An 18,717-nucleotide genomic window follows, 5' to 3' on the forward strand; every position below is an offset into this window, starting at 1 on the left:
GTCAAAACCATCCGCCATAATCCCGCGATACTTCGCCGGGAACAGATCGGCTCAGGGGTGGACTAAACATGCAAATAGGATTTATCGGCCTCGGCGCGGTGGTGGAAACCGCCTATTTACCGGCGCTGCGTCGCCTCGGATACCGTATTGACAGCTGCCAGGGCTATGACCTGGACAGCAGCAGAGCGCTGCCGGGGATCCAGCGCTGCAGTTCGCTGTCGGCGTTGCTGGCCAAACCCCTGGATACGCTCTTCATCACCACGTCATCCCTCCAGCACCTGCCCGTGCTGGAGAGGGCGTTAGCCAGCGCCATTCCCCGCATCGTGGTGGAGAAACCGATAGTGGCCAACCTTGAGCAGGCCGCGCGGCTGCGGGCGCTGCTGGCGCCGGCGGGGGAGGCCGGTCGGGTGCTGGCCCTGGACCACTGGATGGCGCGTGGGTTAGCCCTGAACGCTCTTGCTCCGCCGTGGCAGGCGGAAGAGGAGGGCAGCGGCCTGCCGCCGCCGCACCTTTCATCAGCGCAGGATATCGCCTGGATAGAAGGCTATTTGCAGGAGCCAAGCGGCTTTAACGCTGCCGGAGAACCGGTCGCGCTTAACTTTGCCACCGGCGAGCTGGATAGCCGGCGGCTGCGTCATCCTGACGGCGTGATCCTCGATATCGGTACCCATGTCCTGGCGATGCTGCGGGAAACGTTGCTCGACTGCGGGGGCGATGTGACGCTGGACCTCGCCGTTCGGGCGGCGAAAGACCGTCTCGGCCGAGATATTGCTCATGGGGATACGGTCACTGCCGAGGGAGAGGCGCATCTGCAGGGACGCCTGGGCGATATCCCGCTGAATATCTGGCTTAACAAATATGCCGGTCCCGCGGGCGGGCAAAAGGGAATGCGGATAGGGCTGCGGGACGGGCGACTGCTTGCCCTCGATCGCGCCCCTGATGGCGAGGTGGCGACGCTACAGGACGGCGAGCGGATCCAGCGCTGGACCCGGCCCGGAGCGATCTATGCGCACTGTCTCGATGAGCAGATCCTTGGCGCGGAGAATGTGTTTACCCGGGCGTCCGAAAGCGTGGCCGGGCTGACGCGGCGTCGGCTTGAGGAAGTGGAATGGCTGCTCAGGTTGCAGCAGCAATTACGCGGCCCTCATTAAACCCGGAACATGATAAAATAGGTGCAGATAAACGTTGAAAGGAATGGTTATGGAACTTGATTGCCCTCTGTGCCACGCGCCGTTAGATGTCAAAGGCAGCAGCGCGCATTGCGCTCAGTGCGAAAGGGTATTTGCCCTTGAGGCGCGCTGCCCGGAATGCCACCAGCCGCTGGAGGTGCTGAAGGCGTGCGGCGCGGTGGATTACTTTTGCCAGCACGGGCACGGCCTGATCTCGAAAAAACGGGTGGAGTTTATTCCGCTGGTTTAGGCGGCGATGGCTTTCTGGCCCGCGTTTTTTTCACCGGCGCAATCTGCCTCACTTCGCTTTCGACCCAGCCGTCTTTCAGGCGGGTGGTGAGCAGATCGCCGGTTTTGACCTGTTTTGTCTGCTTCAACACCGTGCCGTCGCTCACCGAAGTGACGCTATAGCCGCGCGCCAGGGTGGCTAAGGGACTCACCGCCTCCAGATGGGTCACCGCGTGACCAAACCGTTCACGCCGCTCGCTGAGGCGGCTACGCATCGTTTCCGCCAGCCGGTATTCCAGCTGCTGGACGCGCGATTGCGCCCGGTGGATACGCGGCTGCGGGTTATAGTGATTCAGGCGCTGAACAGTGCGCTTTTGCCGCTGCTCGGCGCGTTTAAGCTGCGATTCCATGGCGATGCGCATCCGCTGGCGCAGGCGTTCCAGTGCGGTCTGCTGGCGGGCCAGCCGCAGCTGCGGGTGCTGCTGCTGCAGACGATGGAACAACTGGGTAAAACGGCGCTGGCGACTGGCGAGGAAATAGTCCATCGCCATCTCCAGCCGCTGCTGCCCGGCCTGCAGCTGGCGCAGCAGCTCCTGCTGATTACGGCTGACGATCTCCGCGGCGGCAGAAGGGGTCGGCGCTCGCAGGTCGGCAACAAAATCAGCGATAGTGACGTCGGTTTCATGGCCGACGGCGCTGACGATAGGGATCTGGCTGGCGAAAATAGCGCGCGCCACCCGCTCATCGTTAAAACTCCACAGATCCTCCAGCGAACCGCCGCCGCGTCCGACAATCAGCACGTCACACTCCTGACGCGCGTTCGCCAGCGCGATAGCGCGCACAATCTGCCCGGGGGCATCGTCACCCTGGACCGCGGTCGGGTAGACGATCACCGGCAGCCCGGGGTCGCGGCGTCTGAGGACATGAAGAATATCGTGCAGCGCGGCGCCGGTTTTCGAGGTGATGACCCCGACGCAGCGGGCGGGGGAGGGGAGCGCCTGCTTATGTTTTTGATCGAACAGCCCTTCCGCGGTTAACTGCGCTTTCAGTTGCTCATACTTCTGCTGCAGCAACCCTTCGCCGGCGGGCTGCATGCTTTCGACGATAATCTGGTAGTCGCCGCGCGGCTCATACAGGGTGATGTTGGCGCGAACCAGCACCTGCTGCCCATGCTGTGGGCGAAACGTGACCCGGCGGTTGCTGTTGCGGAACATCGCGCAGCGCACCTGGGCGTTATCGTCTTTTAAGGTGAAGTACCAGTGGCCGGAAGAAGGCTGGCTGAAGTTAGAGATCTCGCCGCTGATCCAGACCTGGCCCATTTCGCGCTCAAGCAGCAGACGCACCGTCTGATTGAGGCGGCTAACGGTAAAAATTGCGGGGGATTGAGAGGGTAACATGTGAGCAAGATCAAACTTTAAATCAGCAGGTTATTCAGTCGATAGTAACGCGCTCAGAGGGGATGGCAAGTATTATTTGCAAAAAAGGGTAGATGCAATCGGTTACGCTCTGTATAATGCCACGGCAATATTTATCCACCCTGGTCGAGATATTGCCCATGCTACGTATCGCTAAAGAAGCCCTGACGTTTGACGACGTCCTCCTCGTTCCCGCTCATTCTACCGTTCTGCCGAATACAGCCGATCTCAGCACTCAGCTGACGAAAACCATTCGTCTGAATATTCCTATGCTCTCCGCAGCCATGGATACCGTAACGGAAGCGCGTCTGGCTATTGCCCTGGCACAGGAAGGCGGCATCGGCTTTATTCACAAAAACATGTCCATCGAGCGCCAGGCGGAAGAAGTTCGCCGCGTGAAGAAACATGAGTCCGGCGTGGTCACCGACCCGCAGACCGTTCTGCCGACCACCACCCTGCGTGAAGTGAAAGAGCTGACCGAGCGTAACGGCTTCGCCGGCTACCCGGTGGTTACCGAAGAGAACGAGCTGGTCGGCATCATCACTGGCCGCGACGTGCGTTTCGTCACCGATCTGAACCAGCCGGTCAGCGTCTACATGACCCCGAAAGAGCGTCTGGTTACCGTTCGTGAAGGCGAAAGCCGTGAAGTGGTCTTTGCGAAGATGCACGAAAAACGCGTTGAGAAGGCGCTGGTTGTGGATGAGAGCTTCCACCTGCGCGGGATGATCACCGTAAAAGACTTCCAGAAAGCGGAACGTAAACCGAATGCCTGTAAAGATGAGCAGGGCCGTCTGCGCGTAGGCGCTGCGGTCGGCGCCGGCGCGGGCAACGAAGAGCGCGTTGACGCGCTGGTGGCTGCGGGCGTTGACGTCCTGCTGATCGACTCCTCTCACGGCCACTCCGAAGGCGTTCTGCAACGTATTCGTGAAACGCGCGCGAAATACCCGGACCTGCAAATCATCGGCGGCAACGTCGCCACTGGCGCAGGCGCGCGCGCGCTGGCGGAAGCCGGCTGCAGCGCGGTGAAAGTGGGCATCGGCCCGGGCTCCATCTGTACTACCCGTATCGTGACCGGCGTAGGCGTGCCGCAGATCACCGCGGTTTCCGACGCGGTGGAAGCGCTGGAAGGCACCGGTATTCCGGTTATCGCCGACGGCGGTATCCGTTTCTCCGGCGACATCGCTAAAGCGATCGCGGCCGGTGCGGCTGCAGTGATGGTCGGCTCCATGCTGGCCGGTACCGAAGAATCCCCGGGCGAAATCGAACTCTACCAGGGGCGCTCTTACAAATCCTATCGCGGGATGGGTTCCCTCGGCGCGATGTCGAAAGGCTCCTCTGACCGCTACTTCCAGAGCGATAACGCCGCTGACAAACTGGTGCCGGAAGGTATCGAAGGCCGCGTGGCCTATAAAGGCCGCCTGAAAGAGATCATTCACCAGCAGATGGGCGGCCTGCGCTCCTGTATGGGTCTGACCGGCTGTGGTACCATTGACCTGCTGCGTACCAAAGCTGAATTCGTACGCATCAGCGGTGCGGGCATTCAGGAAAGCCACGTTCACGACGTGACCATTACCAAAGAGTCCCCGAACTACCGTCTGGGCTCCTGATTTCTTCGCCCGACCTTGCGTCGGGCGATTTATTTACTCTGTTTCACTTGCCTCGGAATTAGCGTCAATGACGGAAAACATTCATAAACATCGCATTCTCATTCTCGACTTCGGGTCACAGTATACTCAGCTGGTGGCGCGTCGCGTGCGTGAGCTGGGCGTCTACTGTGAGCTGTGGGCATGGGATGTCACGGAAGCACAGATCCGCGAATTTAATCCAAGCGGCATCATTCTTTCCGGCGGCCCGGAAAGCACCACCGAAGAGAACAGCCCGCGCGCGCCGCAGTATGTGTTCGAAGCCGGCGTGCCGGTATTTGGCGTCTGCTACGGTATGCAGACCATGGCGATGCAGTTGGGCGGCCATGTAGAAGGATCTAACGAGCGTGAGTTTGGCTACGCGCAGGTTGAAGTGGTTAACGACAGCGCGCTGGTGCGCGGTATCGAAGACTCTCTGACCGCGGACGGCAAACCGTTGCTGGACGTGTGGATGAGCCACGGCGACAAAGTCACCGCCATCCCGTCTGACTTCGTCACCGTCGCCAGCACCGACAACTGCCCGTTCGCCATTATGGCTAACGAAGAAAAACGCTTCTACGGCGTGCAGTTCCACCCGGAAGTGACCCATACCCGTCAGGGGATGCGTATGCTGGAGCGCTTCGTGCGCGACATCTGCCAGTGCGAAGCCCTGTGGACCCCGGCGAAAATCATCGACGACGCCGTTGAGCGTATCCGCCAGCAGGTTGGCGATGACAAAGTGATCCTCGGCCTCTCCGGCGGCGTGGACTCTTCGGTGACCGCGATGCTGCTGCACCGCGCCATCGGCAAAAACCTGACCTGCGTATTCGTGGATAACGGTCTCCTGCGTCTGAACGAAGCCCAGCAGGTGATGGACATGTTCGGCGACCACTTTGGCCTGAACATTGTTCACGTCGAAGGCGAGCAGCGCTTCCTCGACGCGCTGAAAGGCGAGAACGATCCGGAAGCGAAACGTAAGATTATCGGCCGCGTCTTCGTGGAAGTGTTCGACGAAGAAGCGCTGAAGCTGGACGACGTCAAATGGCTGGCGCAGGGCACCATCTACCCTGACGTTATCGAATCTGCCGCTTCCGCTACCGGTAAAGCGCACGTCATCAAATCTCACCACAACGTGGGCGGCCTGCCGAAAGAGATGAAGATGGGACTGGTTGAGCCGCTGCGCGAGCTGTTTAAAGACGAAGTGCGTAAGATCGGTCTGGAGCTGGGTCTGCCGTACGATATGCTCTACCGTCATCCGTTCCCGGGTCCGGGCCTCGGCGTGCGCGTGCTGGGCGAAGTGAAGAAAGAGTACTGCGACCTGCTGCGTCGCGCCGACGCTATCTTCATCGAAGAGCTGCACAAAGCTGACCTGTACAACAAAGTGAGCCAGGCGTTCACCGTGTTCCTGCCGGTTCGCTCCGTCGGCGTGATGGGCGATGGCCGTAAATACGACTGGGTGGTTTCCCTGCGTGCGGTGGAAACCATCGACTTCATGACCGCGCACTGGGCGCACCTGCCGTATGATTTCCTCGGCCGCGTCTCTAACCGCATTATCAATGAAGTGAACGGTATCTCCCGCGTGGTGTATGACATCAGCGGTAAGCCGCCGGCAACCATTGAGTGGGAATGATTTCGCGTCTGGCAACAGCCTGCACGTAAAAGCAGTAAAGTACCTCTAAGCCCGCGTAACTGCGGGCTTTTTTGTTTTTATGTCTGGCACTTTCTGGCAGCTGTTAGCAACGGGAAGCACGGTTTTTTCAATGGAATTTTTGATGGTACTCTCTGGTTTTGAATTTTGATCTCCTCCCTGAAAACAGTGCCAGGGTCACCTTGCTGGTGTGGATTTCACGGCGCTCACGAGAGTGCTACCAGTTGGCCGCCAAGCCCAGGGAGCGCGGCCTGCAGTATCTGGAAAACCTGACGCTGCTGATCGAAAGTACCTCAGGGAACACCAGCGCATCATGCCCGAAGCCAAGGGCAACCTGATCTACACCTCGTTGACGGTTGGACAGGTCGCCGACAGCCTGGGGGTCGTCGAGCAGGCTTACTTCTCACGGTTCTTCAAGCGCACCACGGACCTGACCCTAAAGGCGTTTCGCCTTCAGCGCCGGGAAATCTAGCCTTCGCTCAACTTCACCAGGCTGAACAGCATCTCCAGCACCGGCGTGGCGACGCCCAGGCGCTTGCCGCGCTCGACCACCGCGCCATTGATGAAATCGATCTCGGTTTTGCGACCTGCCTCGACATCCTGCAGCATCGACGGTTTGTGCTGCTGGTGATTGCGAAAGGCATAGTCGACAGCAGCGATAACCCGCCGCTGATCAGCATCAATGCCAGCAGCCTGTGCAACCGCCACGGTTTCGCTGACGATGCGGGAGGTCACCTGCCGTCCCTCTTCAGCGTGGCCGAGCGCGCCCACGGTCCTGCGGGTCACCGCGCAAACCGAATTGAGCGCTGCGTTGAACGCCACCTTCTCCCAGATCGACACCTGCACCTGCGGATCGGCCTCGCACGGCAAACCGGCCTGGCTAAAATTCGCCGCGATTTCGTGCACGGTCGGGCTGTCCTTACCATTGCCTGCCCAGATATTGATGTGCCCTTCGCCGTGGCTGTGCACCACGCCAGGCGCGACAAGGTCTGCCGGCAAGTTGGTCATGCCGACGATGATGCGCTCGGCCGGAACCACGCGGGCGATGAGCTCGGCATTGCCCAGCCCGTTCTGCACCGAAAGCGCCCAGGTCTGCGGCCCCACCAGGTGGCGCACTGACTCGATGGCGGCGGCGGTATGAAACCCCTTGGTAAAGATCACCAGCAGGTCGAAGTGGCCTGTCACTTGGTGTGCACGAGAGATTGGCACCCAGACGCTTTCCTGTACGTCAGGCGTCTCCAGGCGCAAGCCCTGGCGAGAGATGACCTCGATGGTCGTCTCCGACGCCTCGACGAAAGACACGTCCTGTCCAGCCAAGGCCAGGCGCGCACCAAACAGGCCGCCCATCGCCCCTGCGCCCACTATTGCAATTTTCATCGCTGCTCCTTCGAGTAAATGAATGGCCACTTCAGGAAGCCATTCTCTGTCTCACAAATAAATGCGTACCTGGCAAAACATAAATGCCGTCTATGTCCTGAGGCATTGCACCACCGCTGACCCACGCCATGCCCGCCGATTGTCAGGGTGGTCATGGCGCCGTAACTCTTGTTGTCGATATCGCCATACAACGCTTTGCCGTCTTCACGGTTCTGGGAGTGGCGCAACTCGGTCTGCAACGAGTAGCCGGTCGACAAGACGGACGGTTGGACAAGTCCAGGTAATGCTGCTGATAAATGTCCTCGATCTGGCCGTAGAAATCAGAAGAATCACGGCGTCAGTGGATTCGCAGGACCAGGCGCAAGCCGGAAGGGACCTGCGCCAGTGTGCTAGAACGGGTATTTGCGTGGTGTCATCTGCACGCTGATCCAGTGATCGGTGGTGAATTCCTCGATTGCCCACTCACCATTGAAACGCCCCAGCCCCGAGTTCTTCTCACCGCCAAAGGGAGCGTGCGCCTCGTCGTTGACCGGAATGTCGTTCACATGGGTCATGCCAGCCTTGATTCGACGCGCGAAACGCGCGCCGCGCTCCAGGTCGGCGGTGAACACGGCGCTAGATAGCCCGAACTCGCTGTCGTTCGCAAGCGCCAGCGCGTGGGACTCATCTCGCGCGCGCTGAATGCCGACCAGCGGGCCGAAAATTTCCTCGCGGGCGATCTCCATTTCTGCCGTCACATCGGCGAACACGTGAGGCGGCAGCAGTTGCCCACGCACGTCACCTTCGACGACCGGACGGGCACCCTCCTCCCTGGCCCGCGCCACCTTGCTCAGCAACGTGTCCAGTTGCTTGCGGTTAATGATAGGCCCGACCACGGTATCCGGCTCGCTGGGGTCGCCCACCTTCAACGCCTTGACTCTTTCGGCATAGCGCTCGACGAAGCGGTCATACAGTGCGTCCTCGACGATGATGCGGTTGATCGCCATGCAGATCTGCCCCTGGTGCAGGAACTTGCCCATCACCGCCGCTGCTACCGCCTGCTCCAGGTCGGCATCGGCCAGCACCACGAACGGGCTGTTGCCGCCCAGCTCCAGTGCCACGTGCTTGAGGTGCTTGCCACCGCTGGCGATACGGCCAATGTTGGCGCCCACAGGGGTCGAGCCCGTGAAGGAGATGAATTTGGGTACCGGATGCTCGACGAACGCATCACCAATCTCGGCACCAGAGCCGACCAGCACGCTAATCACGCCTGCCGGAACGCCGGCTTCCTCGAAGATGCGCGCGGCCAGCAGGCCGCCCGTCACGGGGGTATCGCTCGCGGGCTTGATCACCACGGCATTGCCCAGGGCCAATGCCGGTGCCACCGAACGCTGGGTGAGGTGGAGCGGGAAGTTCCATGGGCTGATCACCCCCACCACACCCAGCGGCTCTCGGTAAACGCGATTTTCCTTGCCCGGGACGTTGGACGGCAGAATGCGCCCGTGCACCCGCGCCGGAAAAGAGGCTGACTCCAGGGTGATGCTGCGCGCAGCACCCCACTCGATTTGCGCCTTGATGCGGGTACTGCCCGACTCGCGGATGATCCAGCCGATGATCTCCTCGCGACGCTCATCGAAGATCTGCACCGCACGGTGCAGGATGGCAGAGCGCTGCCCCGGTCCTATCATCGCCCACTCGACCTGGGCGCGCTGCGCGGCCTGATAGGCTTCGTCCAGGTCATCGCGGGTAGCCTGCTTGATCTGCAGCAGGGTTTCTCCGTTGTACGGATCGCTGACCTGCAGTGATTGCGGCGCACTGCCTTCACGCCATGCGCCGGCAATCGGCAGCAGGTGAAGATCGCGATACGGCGTGTGATTGACTTGACTCACGGAATATCTCCTTTATCAGTATTGGGCACGTTGTTCAGTGATGGGTGTCTGCCGGCTGGGCATTCAAGCCCACGCTGGCAACGGCCCTTCTTTTGATCATGGCGATGGCGAAAATCGCCACCAATCCGGGGACCGCGCAGAGAATGAAATTGAGCTGCAGTGGCAGGTTAATGCTCAGCATCAGGCCGCCCATTGCCGGGCCAGCCACGGCCCCGAAACGGCCAATTGCCGAACACCAACTCACGCCCGTCGCACGGATCTCGCTCGGGTACTGCTGTGCAGCGAAGGCATGGATGACGGCCAGGGTGCCGATGGTGGTGGCACCGGCGATCAGCAACATAGCGTTGAGCAGCAGCGGGCCAGGCTTGATACCCAGCGTGCAGAGTGAGATCACCGCCAGCAGGAAGAACAGTATCAACGTGGGCTTGCAGCCCCAGCGATCGGCGAGCCAGCCACCACCCAGGGCGCCGAAGGTGGCGCCAATGTTCAAGGTCACCAGGAACATCAGGCTCGAACCCAGCGGGAAGCCACCGGAGACCATGATCTTCGGCAACCAGGTATTGAGCCCATAGACCATCAGCATGCACATGCCAAACCCCAGCCACAGGAACACCGTACCCACGCCACGTCCTTCGGTGAACAGACGCGACAACGGTGCCGCGCTCGAAGTGCGTACGGGCGCATCGAAACGTACCTGGTCAGCGTCGACGGCGGGATCGATGCGTTTGAGCAGCGCACTGGCCGCGGCCTTGTCCTTTTTCAGCAGGAAGTTCAGCGACTCGGGCAGTTGGCGGTACATCCACGGCAGGAACAGCAGCGGGATGCCGCCCACCAGAAACGTTGCCTCCCATCCAAAGCGAGGAATGATAAACATGGCTACCAGAGCCGAAAAAATTGCCCCGATCGAGTAGAAGCTGAGCATGATAGTGGTCATTCGGCTGCGACGTGCTTTCGGTGTCAGGTCATTCATCAACGCGACGATGTTGGGGATCGCCCCGCCCAGCCCGACGCCGGTGACGAAACGCAGAGTTGCGAAACTCTCCGCATCCCAGGCCCATGCGGTACCCAGCGTGCAAACACTGGCCAGCGTCATGGCGCTGAGAATAACTTTGCGCCGTCCCAGGCGATCTGCCAGCGGGCCGATGACGACAGCGCCGAACATCATGCCGAACAGCGCGGCACTGCCCATCCAGCCGGCAATGACCGGAGTCAATGCCCAATGCTCCATCAATTGCGGCACGACAGAGCCGTAGATGACCAGGTCATAGCCATCGAACAGCATGATGAAGGAACACCAGAAGAGTAGGGTATAGTGGAGTTTTCCAAGCGGAGCGGAGCCCGCGACATCCAAGGCACGTCGTTGAGTCATTGTTGTATCTCTTATTGTTGTTATCAAGATTAGTGAGCGAGGCGCCGGCGGCGACCACGTTCACATGAGGTTAGTGAGGCTGGATGGTCAGGGTCGGCACCTCAATGACGGTGGGTTCATTGGCGTCCAGCGCAGTTCGTAGTGCCGCTTCGAAGCTGTCCCGGGTATCGGTGTGTACGGCCTTGACCCCATAGCCTTTGGCAATGGCACAGAAGTCCAGGCCGGGAACGTCGAGGCCAGGGGAGTCCTCGGCCTTGAGCACCCCGGCAAACCAGCGCAGGGCACCGTAGGTGCCGTTCTTGAGGATGATGAACACCACGGGGACCCGGTATTGCGCGGCCGTCCAGAGCGCGGTGATGCCGTAGTTGGCAGAGCCATCACCGATCAGTGCGACGACTCGTCGCTGCGGTTGGGCGAGCTGCACGCCAACGGCGGCCGGCAGGCCGAAGCCCAGGCCACCCGCTGCCGGGAAGTAATAGCTGCCTGGATGACGCAGGTTCATGCGCTGCCAGAATGCCGTGGTTGTCGAGGTCGATTCCTTGACATAGATGGCATCGTGCGGGGCGACCGCATCGAGTACATCGAACAGCGTTTCCGGGTGCAGGTGGTGCGGCTCGTCGGTGACACACTCAGGCGCAGCGAGTGCTTCTGGATACGGCCGGGACTGCTGGACGACTTCTTCGGCCAGCACGCGCAGGGTTTCCCTGATGTCGCCGACCAGCGCATGGCCCATGGGTGCTCGTGTAGCCTCTAGCGGATCGGAGGTGATGTGCAGCAGTTGCGCCCCGACCGGCAGGTAATCACCGGGGGCAAACTGGTGATAACGGAACACCGGCGCACCCACCACGATGATCAGGTCATGGCCTTGCAGGGTCTTGCTGATGCCAGCGATAGCCGCTGGCAGCACGCCCCGGAAGCTGGGGTGACGGGTAGGGAACGGGCAGCGCGACGCCGACGGGGCGATCCAGACGGGCATGCGCAGCTTGTCAGCCAGAGCCACTGCGTGGTCGTTGGACAGCGTCGCATCGACATCGGGGCCCAGTACCAGCACCGGATTGCGAGCGTCTTGCACTTGCTGGACCAGCACCTGCAGTTGCCGAGCGTCTGGCGTACCGGCCGTCTGCACGTCGCGCTCGATCAGGTGCTCGACGCCGGGTCCCGAAGGCTGATCCCAGTCATCGTAAGGAATCGACAGGTACACCGGTGCTTTCGGCGTGGTGTTCGCATAGTGGATCGCCTGGCTCAGGGCTCGCGGTACGTCCTGGGCGTTGGCCGGCTCGTAGCTCCACTTCACCAGCGGCTTGGGCAGTTGCGTAGCATCGACGTTGGCCAGCATGGCCTCTACCCCGATCATCGGTCGCACTTGCTGACCCGCGGTGATCACCAAGGGGCTGTGCGAGTACCAGGAGTTGGTCAGCGCGCCCATACCGTTACCCGTGCCTGCCGCAGCATGCAGGTTGACGAACGCCGGCTTGCCGCTGGCCAGCGCATAACCGTCGGCCATGCCCACCACCGCACCTTCGTGAAGGCCGAGTACGTACTGAAAGTCTTCCGGGAAGCTCTTCAGGAACGGCAGTTCGTTGGAGCCGGGGTTGCCAAAGATGGTGGTCATGCCGTGGCGGCGCAGTAGCGCATATGCAGCAGAGTGAATTGTTTTCATAAAGTTAATATTCAGTAAATGTAATGTAGTTCAACTGTAGGAAGATGACTAAAATCGATCAAATAAATACTTTGACTTCAGCGCATAGACACTATCTATATACAACTGGAGATTAGCCAATGGCCGGTTTCGACCTCAACCTGATCACGACTTTCGTCACGCTTTATGAAACCCAGAGTGTCACCGTGGCTGCCGAGCGACTCTGCGTAACTCAGCCATCAGTGAGCTATGCATTGGCCAAACTCAGGGAACAGTTCGATGACGCCTTATTCGTACGTAACCAACAAGGCATGCAACCTACGCGGTTGGCTACTCAGCTCTATGAGGGATTCAAGGAAGCCAGCCGTAGCATCAATGATGCCGTTTCCGAGGCACGCAAATTTTCCCCATCAACCTCAAAGCGACGTTTTCGCCTTGCCTTGTCGGATTTGGGCGAAATTGCGTTGCTGCCAAGAGTGCTCGACCGTCTCAACCAGATAGCGCCCAGTATCGAGCTTGACATCGTGCCGCTTGAGATCGACCAGGTTGCAACATGGCTGAACGATGGGCATATCGACGCGGCTATCTGTAGTCAGATATTGCCGGGGGCCGGCATTGCCCACCAAAGGCTGATGAGCGAGCAATACTGTTGCCTGGTCGATGACGCTCATCCACGTATTGGCACGCAGATGAACATGCAGCAATTTCTCGCCGAACCCCATGCAATTGTCACCCGAACATCCGGCCATGGCATGGTAGAAGACGTCCTGAAAAAAATGGCCGTCGAGCGCCGAGTGCGGCTACGCATCCCACATTTTTCGGTACTGCCAAAGATCATCCCCGGGACCGAGATGATCACTATCTTGCCCTATCGCATTGCCTGGAGCTTTTGCGAGTTTCCAGGAGATAAGCCATTGAAAGTCGTCGCTCTACCTTTCGAGGTACCATCTTTCGAAGTGACCCTGCACTGGCATTCGCGAAGTGAAAAATCCACTTCACTGAAGTGGTTTTGCGAGCAGATTGAGGCTGCACTTGGTGAGCCTTAAGACCGCTACCGGCAGATTCTGTTGAAAAAGTAGCGACCTCTCCGTTTTACTGGTCTGTGCGGGGCTATTGATAATAGAGTGCGAGTCATCCCCGGCGTTAGCTGAAAGAAACGAAACCCTCTGTTTTTACAGAGGTTTTTTTACTTTAGACATCCCTTCAATCCCGTCGTCCCAGAAGGTTATCTGGCAGGGTGAGGTTTCCTTGTGAATTCCCCGTTTGCGGTTCCGGCAGATGTTCAGCTGGCCCATTTTTTGCCGCCGCCGTGCGGAGCGCGGAAAGTTTACCCGGCTGTACCTTACCCGCCCCACGCACCATCGCCAGCGCCAGTCCGGCAACGATCAGCGTTAACCCGGTGGAAATCCACATTCCACCCACGATACCCAGCCGATGGTTCAACCATGCGTAGGCAAAGGGGGAGGCAGCCGCCATCAGTTGCCCGGGGATCAGCAGGAGACCCGTGCGGCTGGCGTAGCTTTCTGCGCTAAACAGCGCCAGCGGCAGCGTCGCTTTAACAATCGTCACCAGCCCGTTTATCGCGCCATAGCCGAGCACAAACCCGGCTGCGCACCCGGCATAAGCCGTGCTGCTCACGCCAACGAGAAAACAGAGCGGCATGGCGAGAGCGGTAAAACGCGTCAGCGTGAGCGTGGTGACGCGTCGACCGGCCAGCACTTCCCCCAGCCGGGCGCCGGTCTGGCCAAATCCCCACAGCATTCCGAGGGCAACCGGCAGGCCAAAGTGGCTGATAAACTCCGGCAGATGGGTGGAGGTGCCGGTGGAGATGAAGGTGATCAGCGCAATAAAGAGCGCATAACGTATGCCGTTACGCCGATCGCCATCCGCTGTCGGGGCTTTCGCTTTCGTCGGTGAGCCGAGCCGCTGGCGGGGCAGCTGATAACTCAGCCATGCGCTCAGCAGGCCAAACAGCGCATAGATCCGCAGGGCATCCTGCCAGGACATCACCGTGAGTAAAGCCTCCCCCAGCGGCCAGAAGAGGGCAGAGGCCAGGCCGCCGGCGAGGGTGATGTGAGAGATGGTTTTCCGCGCCTGCTGGCCGTAAAGATTCACTACCGCGGCGAACAGGGCGTCATACAACGACAGCCGCATGCCGACGCCGGTCAGCAGCCAGGCGCCGTACCAGCCGACCAGCGAAGGGCGCCAGGCCATCATCGCGCAACTGGCGGCTATCAGTAAGGTTCCGCTGGTGACCACCAGCCGTCCGCCAAAGCGAGCCAGCAGCCTGGCGACCAACGGGGAGACCGCCGCCATGATCAGCATCGCAAGCGTCAGGCCAAGATAAATCTGCGGCGAGCTCCATCCCTTGTCGGCGGCGATTGCTCCGGCAAAAGTGCCGGGCATATAAAAAGAGATACCCCAGTTGATCAGTTGCTGAGCGCCCGCCGTGAAGGCGAGGCGTCGGGGAATAGCCGGTGTTTCCATGGTTTTTCATTCCGTTAAGAGAGTTGTCCTGAGCATACCCGGCAGGCTATTGTTCTGGCAGAGCGGCCACCTTATGCGCGGTATAAGAGAAACTTTGCATGACAACACTGAACCTGGGAAACCTGGCGACCTTCCGGCTGGTCGTACAGCGCGGCAGCTTCTCCGCCGCCGCCGACGCGCTGGGGATCTCCCAGCCTGCCGTCAGCCTGCAGGTGCGTCAGCTGGAGCAATTTTTACAGACTCGGCTGCTGGAGCGCACCGGGCGTGGGATCAAGGCGACGGCGGCGGGAATGGCGCTGCTGGCCCACAGCGAGCAGATCGATCGGGCGGTGAATAGCGCGGTGCAGTCGGTCAGCGCATTTAGCCAGGAAGTTAATGGCTCGTTGACGCTGGGGACCGGCGCGACGGCCTGCATTCATCTTCTTCCGCCGCTTCTGCAGCATCTTCGTCAGCAGCACCCGCTGCTGACGGTGGGGGTGACCACCGGCAACACGCTGGATATCGTCCGGGCGGTGGAGGAAAACCTGCTCGATCTTGGACTGGTTACCCTGCCCGTGCAGGGGCGCAGTCTGGCAGTGACCGCAGTGGTTGACGAGGAGTTCGTGGTCATTCATCCCAGCCACGAGGCGGGGATCCCGGCGGTGTGCACCCCTGAAGCGCTGCAGGCGCTGCCGCTCATTGCCTTCGAGGCGGGCAGCGGCACGCGGGATCTGATTGACCGCTGGTTCCGTTCGGCGGGCCTGGCGGTCACGCCGGTGATGCAGCTGGGAAGCATCGAGGCGATCAAACGCATGGTGCGGGCCGGGCTGGGCTACAGTATTGTGCCCCGCATGGCGGTGGAGCAGGCGGAGGATCGCTGTGGCTTAACGGTACATTCTCTGGCCCCGTCGCTGTACCGTCAGCTGGCGGTTGTCATGCGTCAGGATAAAGTGATTACCAAAGGAATGGCGGAAATGCTGCGTCTGCTACAGGCCGTGCGCTTATAAATCGCCAGCAGCAACATATGCCTCGTCAGGGATAGAGTCTCGAAAACGGGCGTCTCTGACAGCGGTTGGGGGCGCACCCGGCATCGGGCTCAACGGGTTACTCGCGGGCGGAAGGCTCGACGGTGAGCGTTGACTCCTGCGACGCTTTTTTATCCTGGTGATGGTACCAGGCGCCAATGGAGGAGTAGACAAAGCGTCCAAAGAAGAAGAGAAAGCTGATAAGCAGTACGATACGGGTCATGCGACGGTTAAATCGATGTCGTTTACGCATACTGGGTGCCTGACTCACAAAAGGTTCCTTGAAGTATACCCGAAGATGGGCGATGGGGGTATTAAGGCACAGGAACGAGGTGGGGTCAATTGATGCAGATGTAAAAGTGCGGCAGTGAAAACATTAATTAATGTTATATAAGATAATCGGCGTATTTACATGCTCACTTTATTAGCCAGGGAATGGTGAAAAAATAAGTTTTATTAATGTTGGTGTCAGCATTTGTTGATTTATATCAACAGCCTCATTCTCTTGGCCACTAAAATCAGCGGACGTTACCGTATCGTTATTACTTATGCGGACAGCATGGGGTGGTTGGATGCCTGCCTGAATATGCCTCGCAGGAGCAGAGGCTCTCTGTAGAGCACCTATGAATTTATTAAAATACTATCAACAATATCGCGACAAATGGTGGGCCTTACCGCTTCTCCTGCCTGTTCTGTTATTACCCCTTGCCAGAGGGATGAATACATATACCGTGCTGAATGGTCACATGGTTTATCTTTATTATCTTCCCCTGGCGCTGGTGCTCAGCCTGATGATGTTTTTCGGCTGGGCGGCGATCCCCGGTATTATCGTTGGCCTGCTGCTTACGCTGGCCCGGGGAATGACGCCGGAACAGGCCTTTGGCGTACTGTTCCATTTTCTGATCCCCTGCGTACTCTGCTGGGGCGGATACCGCATCTTTGTTCCCCAACGGCAGCAGGTATCGCATGGTAACGTCAGACTGATGCCGCATCGTTTGTTCTGGCAAATGCTGCTCCCTTCGGTCATTTTTCTGATTCTGTCGCAGATCGCAGAGTTTCTGGGGCTGCATCCGCGCACAACGGAGATGACCGGCATCTCGCCGTTTAGTTTACGGTCGTTAATCACCTTTCAGGCGCTGATGGTAGGCTGCCTGACCGGCGTGCCCTTATGTTATTTACTGCTGCGGGTAATTCGTAACCCTTTTTATTTGCGCGGATTTATTTCTCAGGTTCGTTTACAAATTGATCCAAAAATAAAAAAAATTGAAATCATCAGCTGGGTGGCGATATTAATCCTGCTGCTGGGGCTATTATTGATGCCGCTTAATGATAGCAGCACTATATTTAGTACAAATTATACATTATCCTTACTGATGCCGGTGATGCTGTGGGGGGCGATGCGTTTTGGCTATCGCTTTATCTCGCTGATCTGGACGCCGGTACTGATCGCCGTGATCCATTTTCATTACCGTTATTTACCCATTTATCCAAGTTATAACACTCAGCTGGCGATCACCTCGTCAAGCTATCTGGTGTTCTCGTTTATTGTCGCCTATACGGCGATGCTGGCGACACAGCAGCGGCTGATCTACGCCCGCGTCCGACAGATGGCCTTCCTCGACCCGGTGGTACATATGCCGAATCTGCGGGCGCTGAGCCGGGCGCTGAACGGCGCGAGCTGGTCGACGCTCTGTTTTTTGCGTATTCCTGAGCTTGAGCTGCTGGGCCGCCACTACGGGGTGCTGTTGCGCATTCAGTATAAGCAAATGCTGGCGAATCACCTGCGTGCGCTGCTGCAGCCGAACGAAGCGGTATATCATCTTGCCGGTCACGATTTAGTGTTTCGTCTCAACAGCGAAGGGCACCAGGCGCGCATTCACTTAATTGAGCGCTCCCTGCGACAGTTCCGTTTTCACTGGGACGGGGTCCCCCTGCAGCCGCGGATCGGCATGAGCTATTGCAACGTCCGCTCGCCGGTGAAGCATCTGTATTTGCTGCTTGGCGAGCTGAACACGATTGCCGACATGTCGCTGGCCAGCGGCCATCCGGAGAATTTGCAGCGCCGCGGCGCCGGGCATGTCCAGCAGGATCTGAAAGACAAAGTGGCGATGATGAACCGCATCCTCAAGGCGCTGGAGCAAGACCATTTTGTCCTGATGGCGCAACCTATCCAGGGCATTCGCGGCGACAACTACCATGAAGTGTTGTTGAGGATGAAAGGGGAGTCGGGGGAACTGACAGGGCCAAACGAGTTCCTGCCGGTGGCGCACGAGTTTGGGCTGTCCACGCGCGTGGATCAGTGGGTCATTGAGCACACCCTGGCCTTTATGGATGCCAACCGGCGGGCGCTGCCCGGTCTGCGGCTGGCGATCAACCTCTCTCCGGTCTCGCTGAGCCGCAGTCAGTTTCCCGAGGAGGTCGAAAACCTGCTGCAGGCCTATAACATTGAGCCATGGCAGATTATCTTCGAGCTGACCGAAAACTATGCGCTCAGCAACCCCGAGCTGGTTTGCCAGACATTAGAGCGTCTGCGGGCGCTGGGCTGCCGGGTGGCGATCGATGATTTTGGTACCGGCTACGCCAGCTATGCGCGGTTAAAAACGATGAACGTCGATATTCTTAAAATCGACGGCAGCTTTATTCGCAATCTGCTCGCCAGCAGTCTTGATTACCAGGTGGTGGACTCTATCTGTCGTCTGGCGCGGATGAAGAGCATGCAGGTGGTGGCCGAATATGTCGAGTCACCGGAGATACGCCAGGCGGTTATCGCGCTGGGGATAGATTATATGCAGGGCTATGATATTGGCGTCCCGGTACCTCTGGCGCAGCTGGCGGAGGGAATGAGCGCCTGAAGCGGTAAAAAGCCGGGCGCGATGGCCCGGCTCGAATGC

The 18,717-nt window shown here is 59.2% G+C and carries 14 protein-coding genes and 1 pseudogene; 8 read left to right on the forward strand and 7 right to left on the reverse strand.

Annotation, left to right across the window (positions count from 1 at the left end; genetic code table 11):
• The first annotated feature begins 68 nt into the window (after positions 1-68).
• Both ABLV54_RS21510 and ABLV54_RS21515 read left to right on the forward strand, forming a co-directional pair.
• Positions 69-1,151: a Gfo/Idh/MocA family oxidoreductase gene (locus ABLV54_RS21510; protein WP_101881304.1), complete on the forward strand. Its 1,083-nt coding sequence runs from the start codon at positions 69-71 to the stop codon at positions 1,149-1,151.
• Between the two features lie 49 nt (positions 1,152-1,200).
• The gene (locus tag ABLV54_RS21515) at positions 1,201-1,419 is read left to right on the forward strand and encodes a zinc ribbon domain-containing protein (protein ID WP_004201901.1); all 219 of its coding nucleotides are present in this window, start codon (positions 1,201-1,203) and stop codon (positions 1,417-1,419) included.
• On the opposite strand, the gene xseA is transcribed toward ABLV54_RS21515, so the two are convergent.
• A complete protein-coding gene (gene xseA, locus ABLV54_RS21520; RefSeq protein ID WP_101881305.1) occupies positions 1,403-2,794 on the reverse strand; it encodes an exodeoxyribonuclease VII large subunit in 1,392 nt (463 codons plus the stop codon). The two genes, ABLV54_RS21515 and xseA, sit on opposite strands and share 17 nt — an antisense overlap.
• Before the next feature lie 158 nt (positions 2,795-2,952).
• Between xseA and guaB the strand changes: the two genes are divergently transcribed.
• The 3 genes from guaB (at position 2,953) to ABLV54_RS21535 (ending at position 6,554) form a co-directional block, all read left to right on the forward strand.
• Positions 2,953-4,419 carry an IMP dehydrogenase gene (gene guaB, locus ABLV54_RS21525; protein ID WP_004151980.1) on the forward strand — a complete coding sequence of 489 codons (1,467 nt, stop codon included), beginning with the start codon at positions 2,953-2,955 and terminating at the stop codon, positions 4,417-4,419.
• Positions 4,420-4,486: 67 nt separating this feature from the next.
• Positions 4,487-6,064, forward strand: coding sequence for a glutamine-hydrolyzing GMP synthase (gene guaA, locus ABLV54_RS21530; protein ID WP_008803811.1), 1,578 nt, complete (start codon positions 4,487-4,489; stop codon positions 6,062-6,064).
• 331 nt (positions 6,065-6,395) lie between these two features.
• Entirely contained in the window at positions 6,396-6,554 is a 159-nt protein-coding gene (locus ABLV54_RS21535) for an AraC family transcriptional regulator (protein ID WP_032700880.1), read from the forward strand.
• Here ABLV54_RS21535 and ABLV54_RS21540 read toward each other — a convergent pair.
• The 4 genes from ABLV54_RS21540 to mdlC form a co-directional block, all read right to left on the reverse strand.
• A complete protein-coding gene (locus tag ABLV54_RS21540; protein ID WP_101881306.1) occupies positions 6,551-7,459 on the reverse strand; it encodes a 2-dehydropantoate 2-reductase in 909 nt (302 codons plus the stop codon). The two genes, ABLV54_RS21535 and ABLV54_RS21540, sit on opposite strands and share 4 nt — an antisense overlap.
• A 389-nt stretch (positions 7,460-7,848) precedes the next feature.
• Positions 7,849-9,327, reverse strand: coding sequence for an aldehyde dehydrogenase family protein (locus tag ABLV54_RS21545; RefSeq protein WP_101881307.1), 1,479 nt, complete (start codon positions 9,325-9,327; stop codon positions 7,849-7,851).
• A gap of 34 nt (positions 9,328-9,361) precedes the next feature.
• On the reverse strand, positions 9,362-10,696 hold the full coding sequence (locus ABLV54_RS21550; RefSeq protein WP_101881308.1) for an aromatic acid/H+ symport family MFS transporter: 1,335 nt from the start codon (positions 10,694-10,696) through the stop codon (positions 9,362-9,364).
• 70 nt (positions 10,697-10,766) lie between these two features.
• The gene (gene mdlC / locus ABLV54_RS21555; protein ID WP_046881834.1) at positions 10,767-12,356 is read right to left on the reverse strand and encodes a benzoylformate decarboxylase; all 1,590 of its coding nucleotides are present in this window, start codon (positions 12,354-12,356) and stop codon (positions 10,767-10,769) included.
• 119 nt (positions 12,357-12,475) lie between these two features.
• On the opposite strand from mdlC, the gene ABLV54_RS21560 reads away from it, so the two are divergent.
• A complete protein-coding gene (locus tag ABLV54_RS21560; protein WP_101881309.1) occupies positions 12,476-13,381 on the forward strand; it encodes a LysR family transcriptional regulator in 906 nt (301 codons plus the stop codon).
• A 157-nt stretch (positions 13,382-13,538) separates the two neighbouring features.
• On the opposite strand, the gene ABLV54_RS21565 is transcribed toward ABLV54_RS21560, so the two are convergent.
• Positions 13,539-14,822, reverse strand: coding sequence for an MFS transporter (locus tag ABLV54_RS21565; protein WP_101881310.1), 1,284 nt, complete (start codon positions 14,820-14,822; stop codon positions 13,539-13,541).
• A 73-nt stretch (positions 14,823-14,895) separates the two neighbouring features.
• Between ABLV54_RS21565 and ABLV54_RS21570 the strand changes: the two are divergent.
• Positions 14,896-15,808 (forward strand): annotated as a pseudogene (locus ABLV54_RS21570) (LysR family transcriptional regulator).
• Positions 15,809-15,905: 97 nt separating this feature from the next.
• Here the strand turns inward: ABLV54_RS21570 and ABLV54_RS21575 are convergent.
• Complete coding sequence (locus tag ABLV54_RS21575; RefSeq protein WP_017900441.1) at positions 15,906-16,079, reverse strand: YfgG family protein; 174 nt, start codon at positions 16,077-16,079, stop codon at positions 15,906-15,908.
• 370 nt (positions 16,080-16,449) lie between these two features.
• Here ABLV54_RS21575 and ABLV54_RS21580 point away from each other — a divergent pair, with 370 nt between their 5' ends.
• Positions 16,450-18,678, forward strand: a complete 2,229-nt coding sequence (locus ABLV54_RS21580; protein ID WP_048297997.1) for an EAL domain-containing protein — start codon at positions 16,450-16,452, stop codon at positions 18,676-18,678.
• Positions 18,679-18,717 lie beyond the last annotated feature (39 nt).

Source organism: Klebsiella sp. JB_Kp042 (assembly GCF_040065275.1).
GTDB classification, from domain to species: domain Bacteria; phylum Pseudomonadota; class Gammaproteobacteria; order Enterobacterales; family Enterobacteriaceae; genus Klebsiella; species Klebsiella quasipneumoniae.

Bases quoted from the DNA above. Each gene is read 5' to 3' on its own strand.
- ABLV54_RS21510 (WP_101881304.1), top strand. From the start codon at position 69: ATGCAAATAGGATTTATCGGCCTCGGCGCGGTGGTGGAAACCGCCTAT.
- ABLV54_RS21515 (WP_004201901.1), top strand. From the start codon at position 1,201: ATGGAACTTGATTGCCCTCTGTGCCACGCGCCGTTAGATGTCAAAGGC.
- xseA (WP_101881305.1), bottom strand. From the start codon at position 2,794: ATGTTACCCTCTCAATCCCCCGCAATTTTTACCGTTAGCCGCCTCAAT.
- guaB (WP_004151980.1), top strand. From the start codon at position 2,953: ATGCTACGTATCGCTAAAGAAGCCCTGACGTTTGACGACGTCCTCCTC.
- guaA (WP_008803811.1), top strand. From the start codon at position 4,487: ATGACGGAAAACATTCATAAACATCGCATTCTCATTCTCGACTTCGGG.
- ABLV54_RS21535 (WP_032700880.1), top strand. From the start codon at position 6,396: ATGCCCGAAGCCAAGGGCAACCTGATCTACACCTCGTTGACGGTTGGA.
- ABLV54_RS21540 (WP_101881306.1), bottom strand. From the start codon at position 7,459: ATGAAAATTGCAATAGTGGGCGCAGGGGCGATGGGCGGCCTGTTTGGT.
- ABLV54_RS21550 (WP_101881308.1), bottom strand. From the start codon at position 10,696: ATGACTCAACGACGTGCCTTGGATGTCGCGGGCTCCGCTCCGCTTGGA.
- mdlC (WP_046881834.1), bottom strand. From the start codon at position 12,356: ATGAAAACAATTCACTCTGCTGCATATGCGCTACTGCGCCGCCACGGC.
- ABLV54_RS21560 (WP_101881309.1), top strand. From the start codon at position 12,476: ATGGCCGGTTTCGACCTCAACCTGATCACGACTTTCGTCACGCTTTAT.
- ABLV54_RS21565 (WP_101881310.1), bottom strand. From the start codon at position 14,822: ATGGAAACACCGGCTATTCCCCGACGCCTCGCCTTCACGGCGGGCGCT.
- ABLV54_RS21575 (WP_017900441.1), bottom strand. From the start codon at position 16,079: ATGCGTAAACGACATCGATTTAACCGTCGCATGACCCGTATCGTACTG.
- ABLV54_RS21580 (WP_048297997.1), top strand. From the start codon at position 16,450: ATGAATTTATTAAAATACTATCAACAATATCGCGACAAATGGTGGGCC.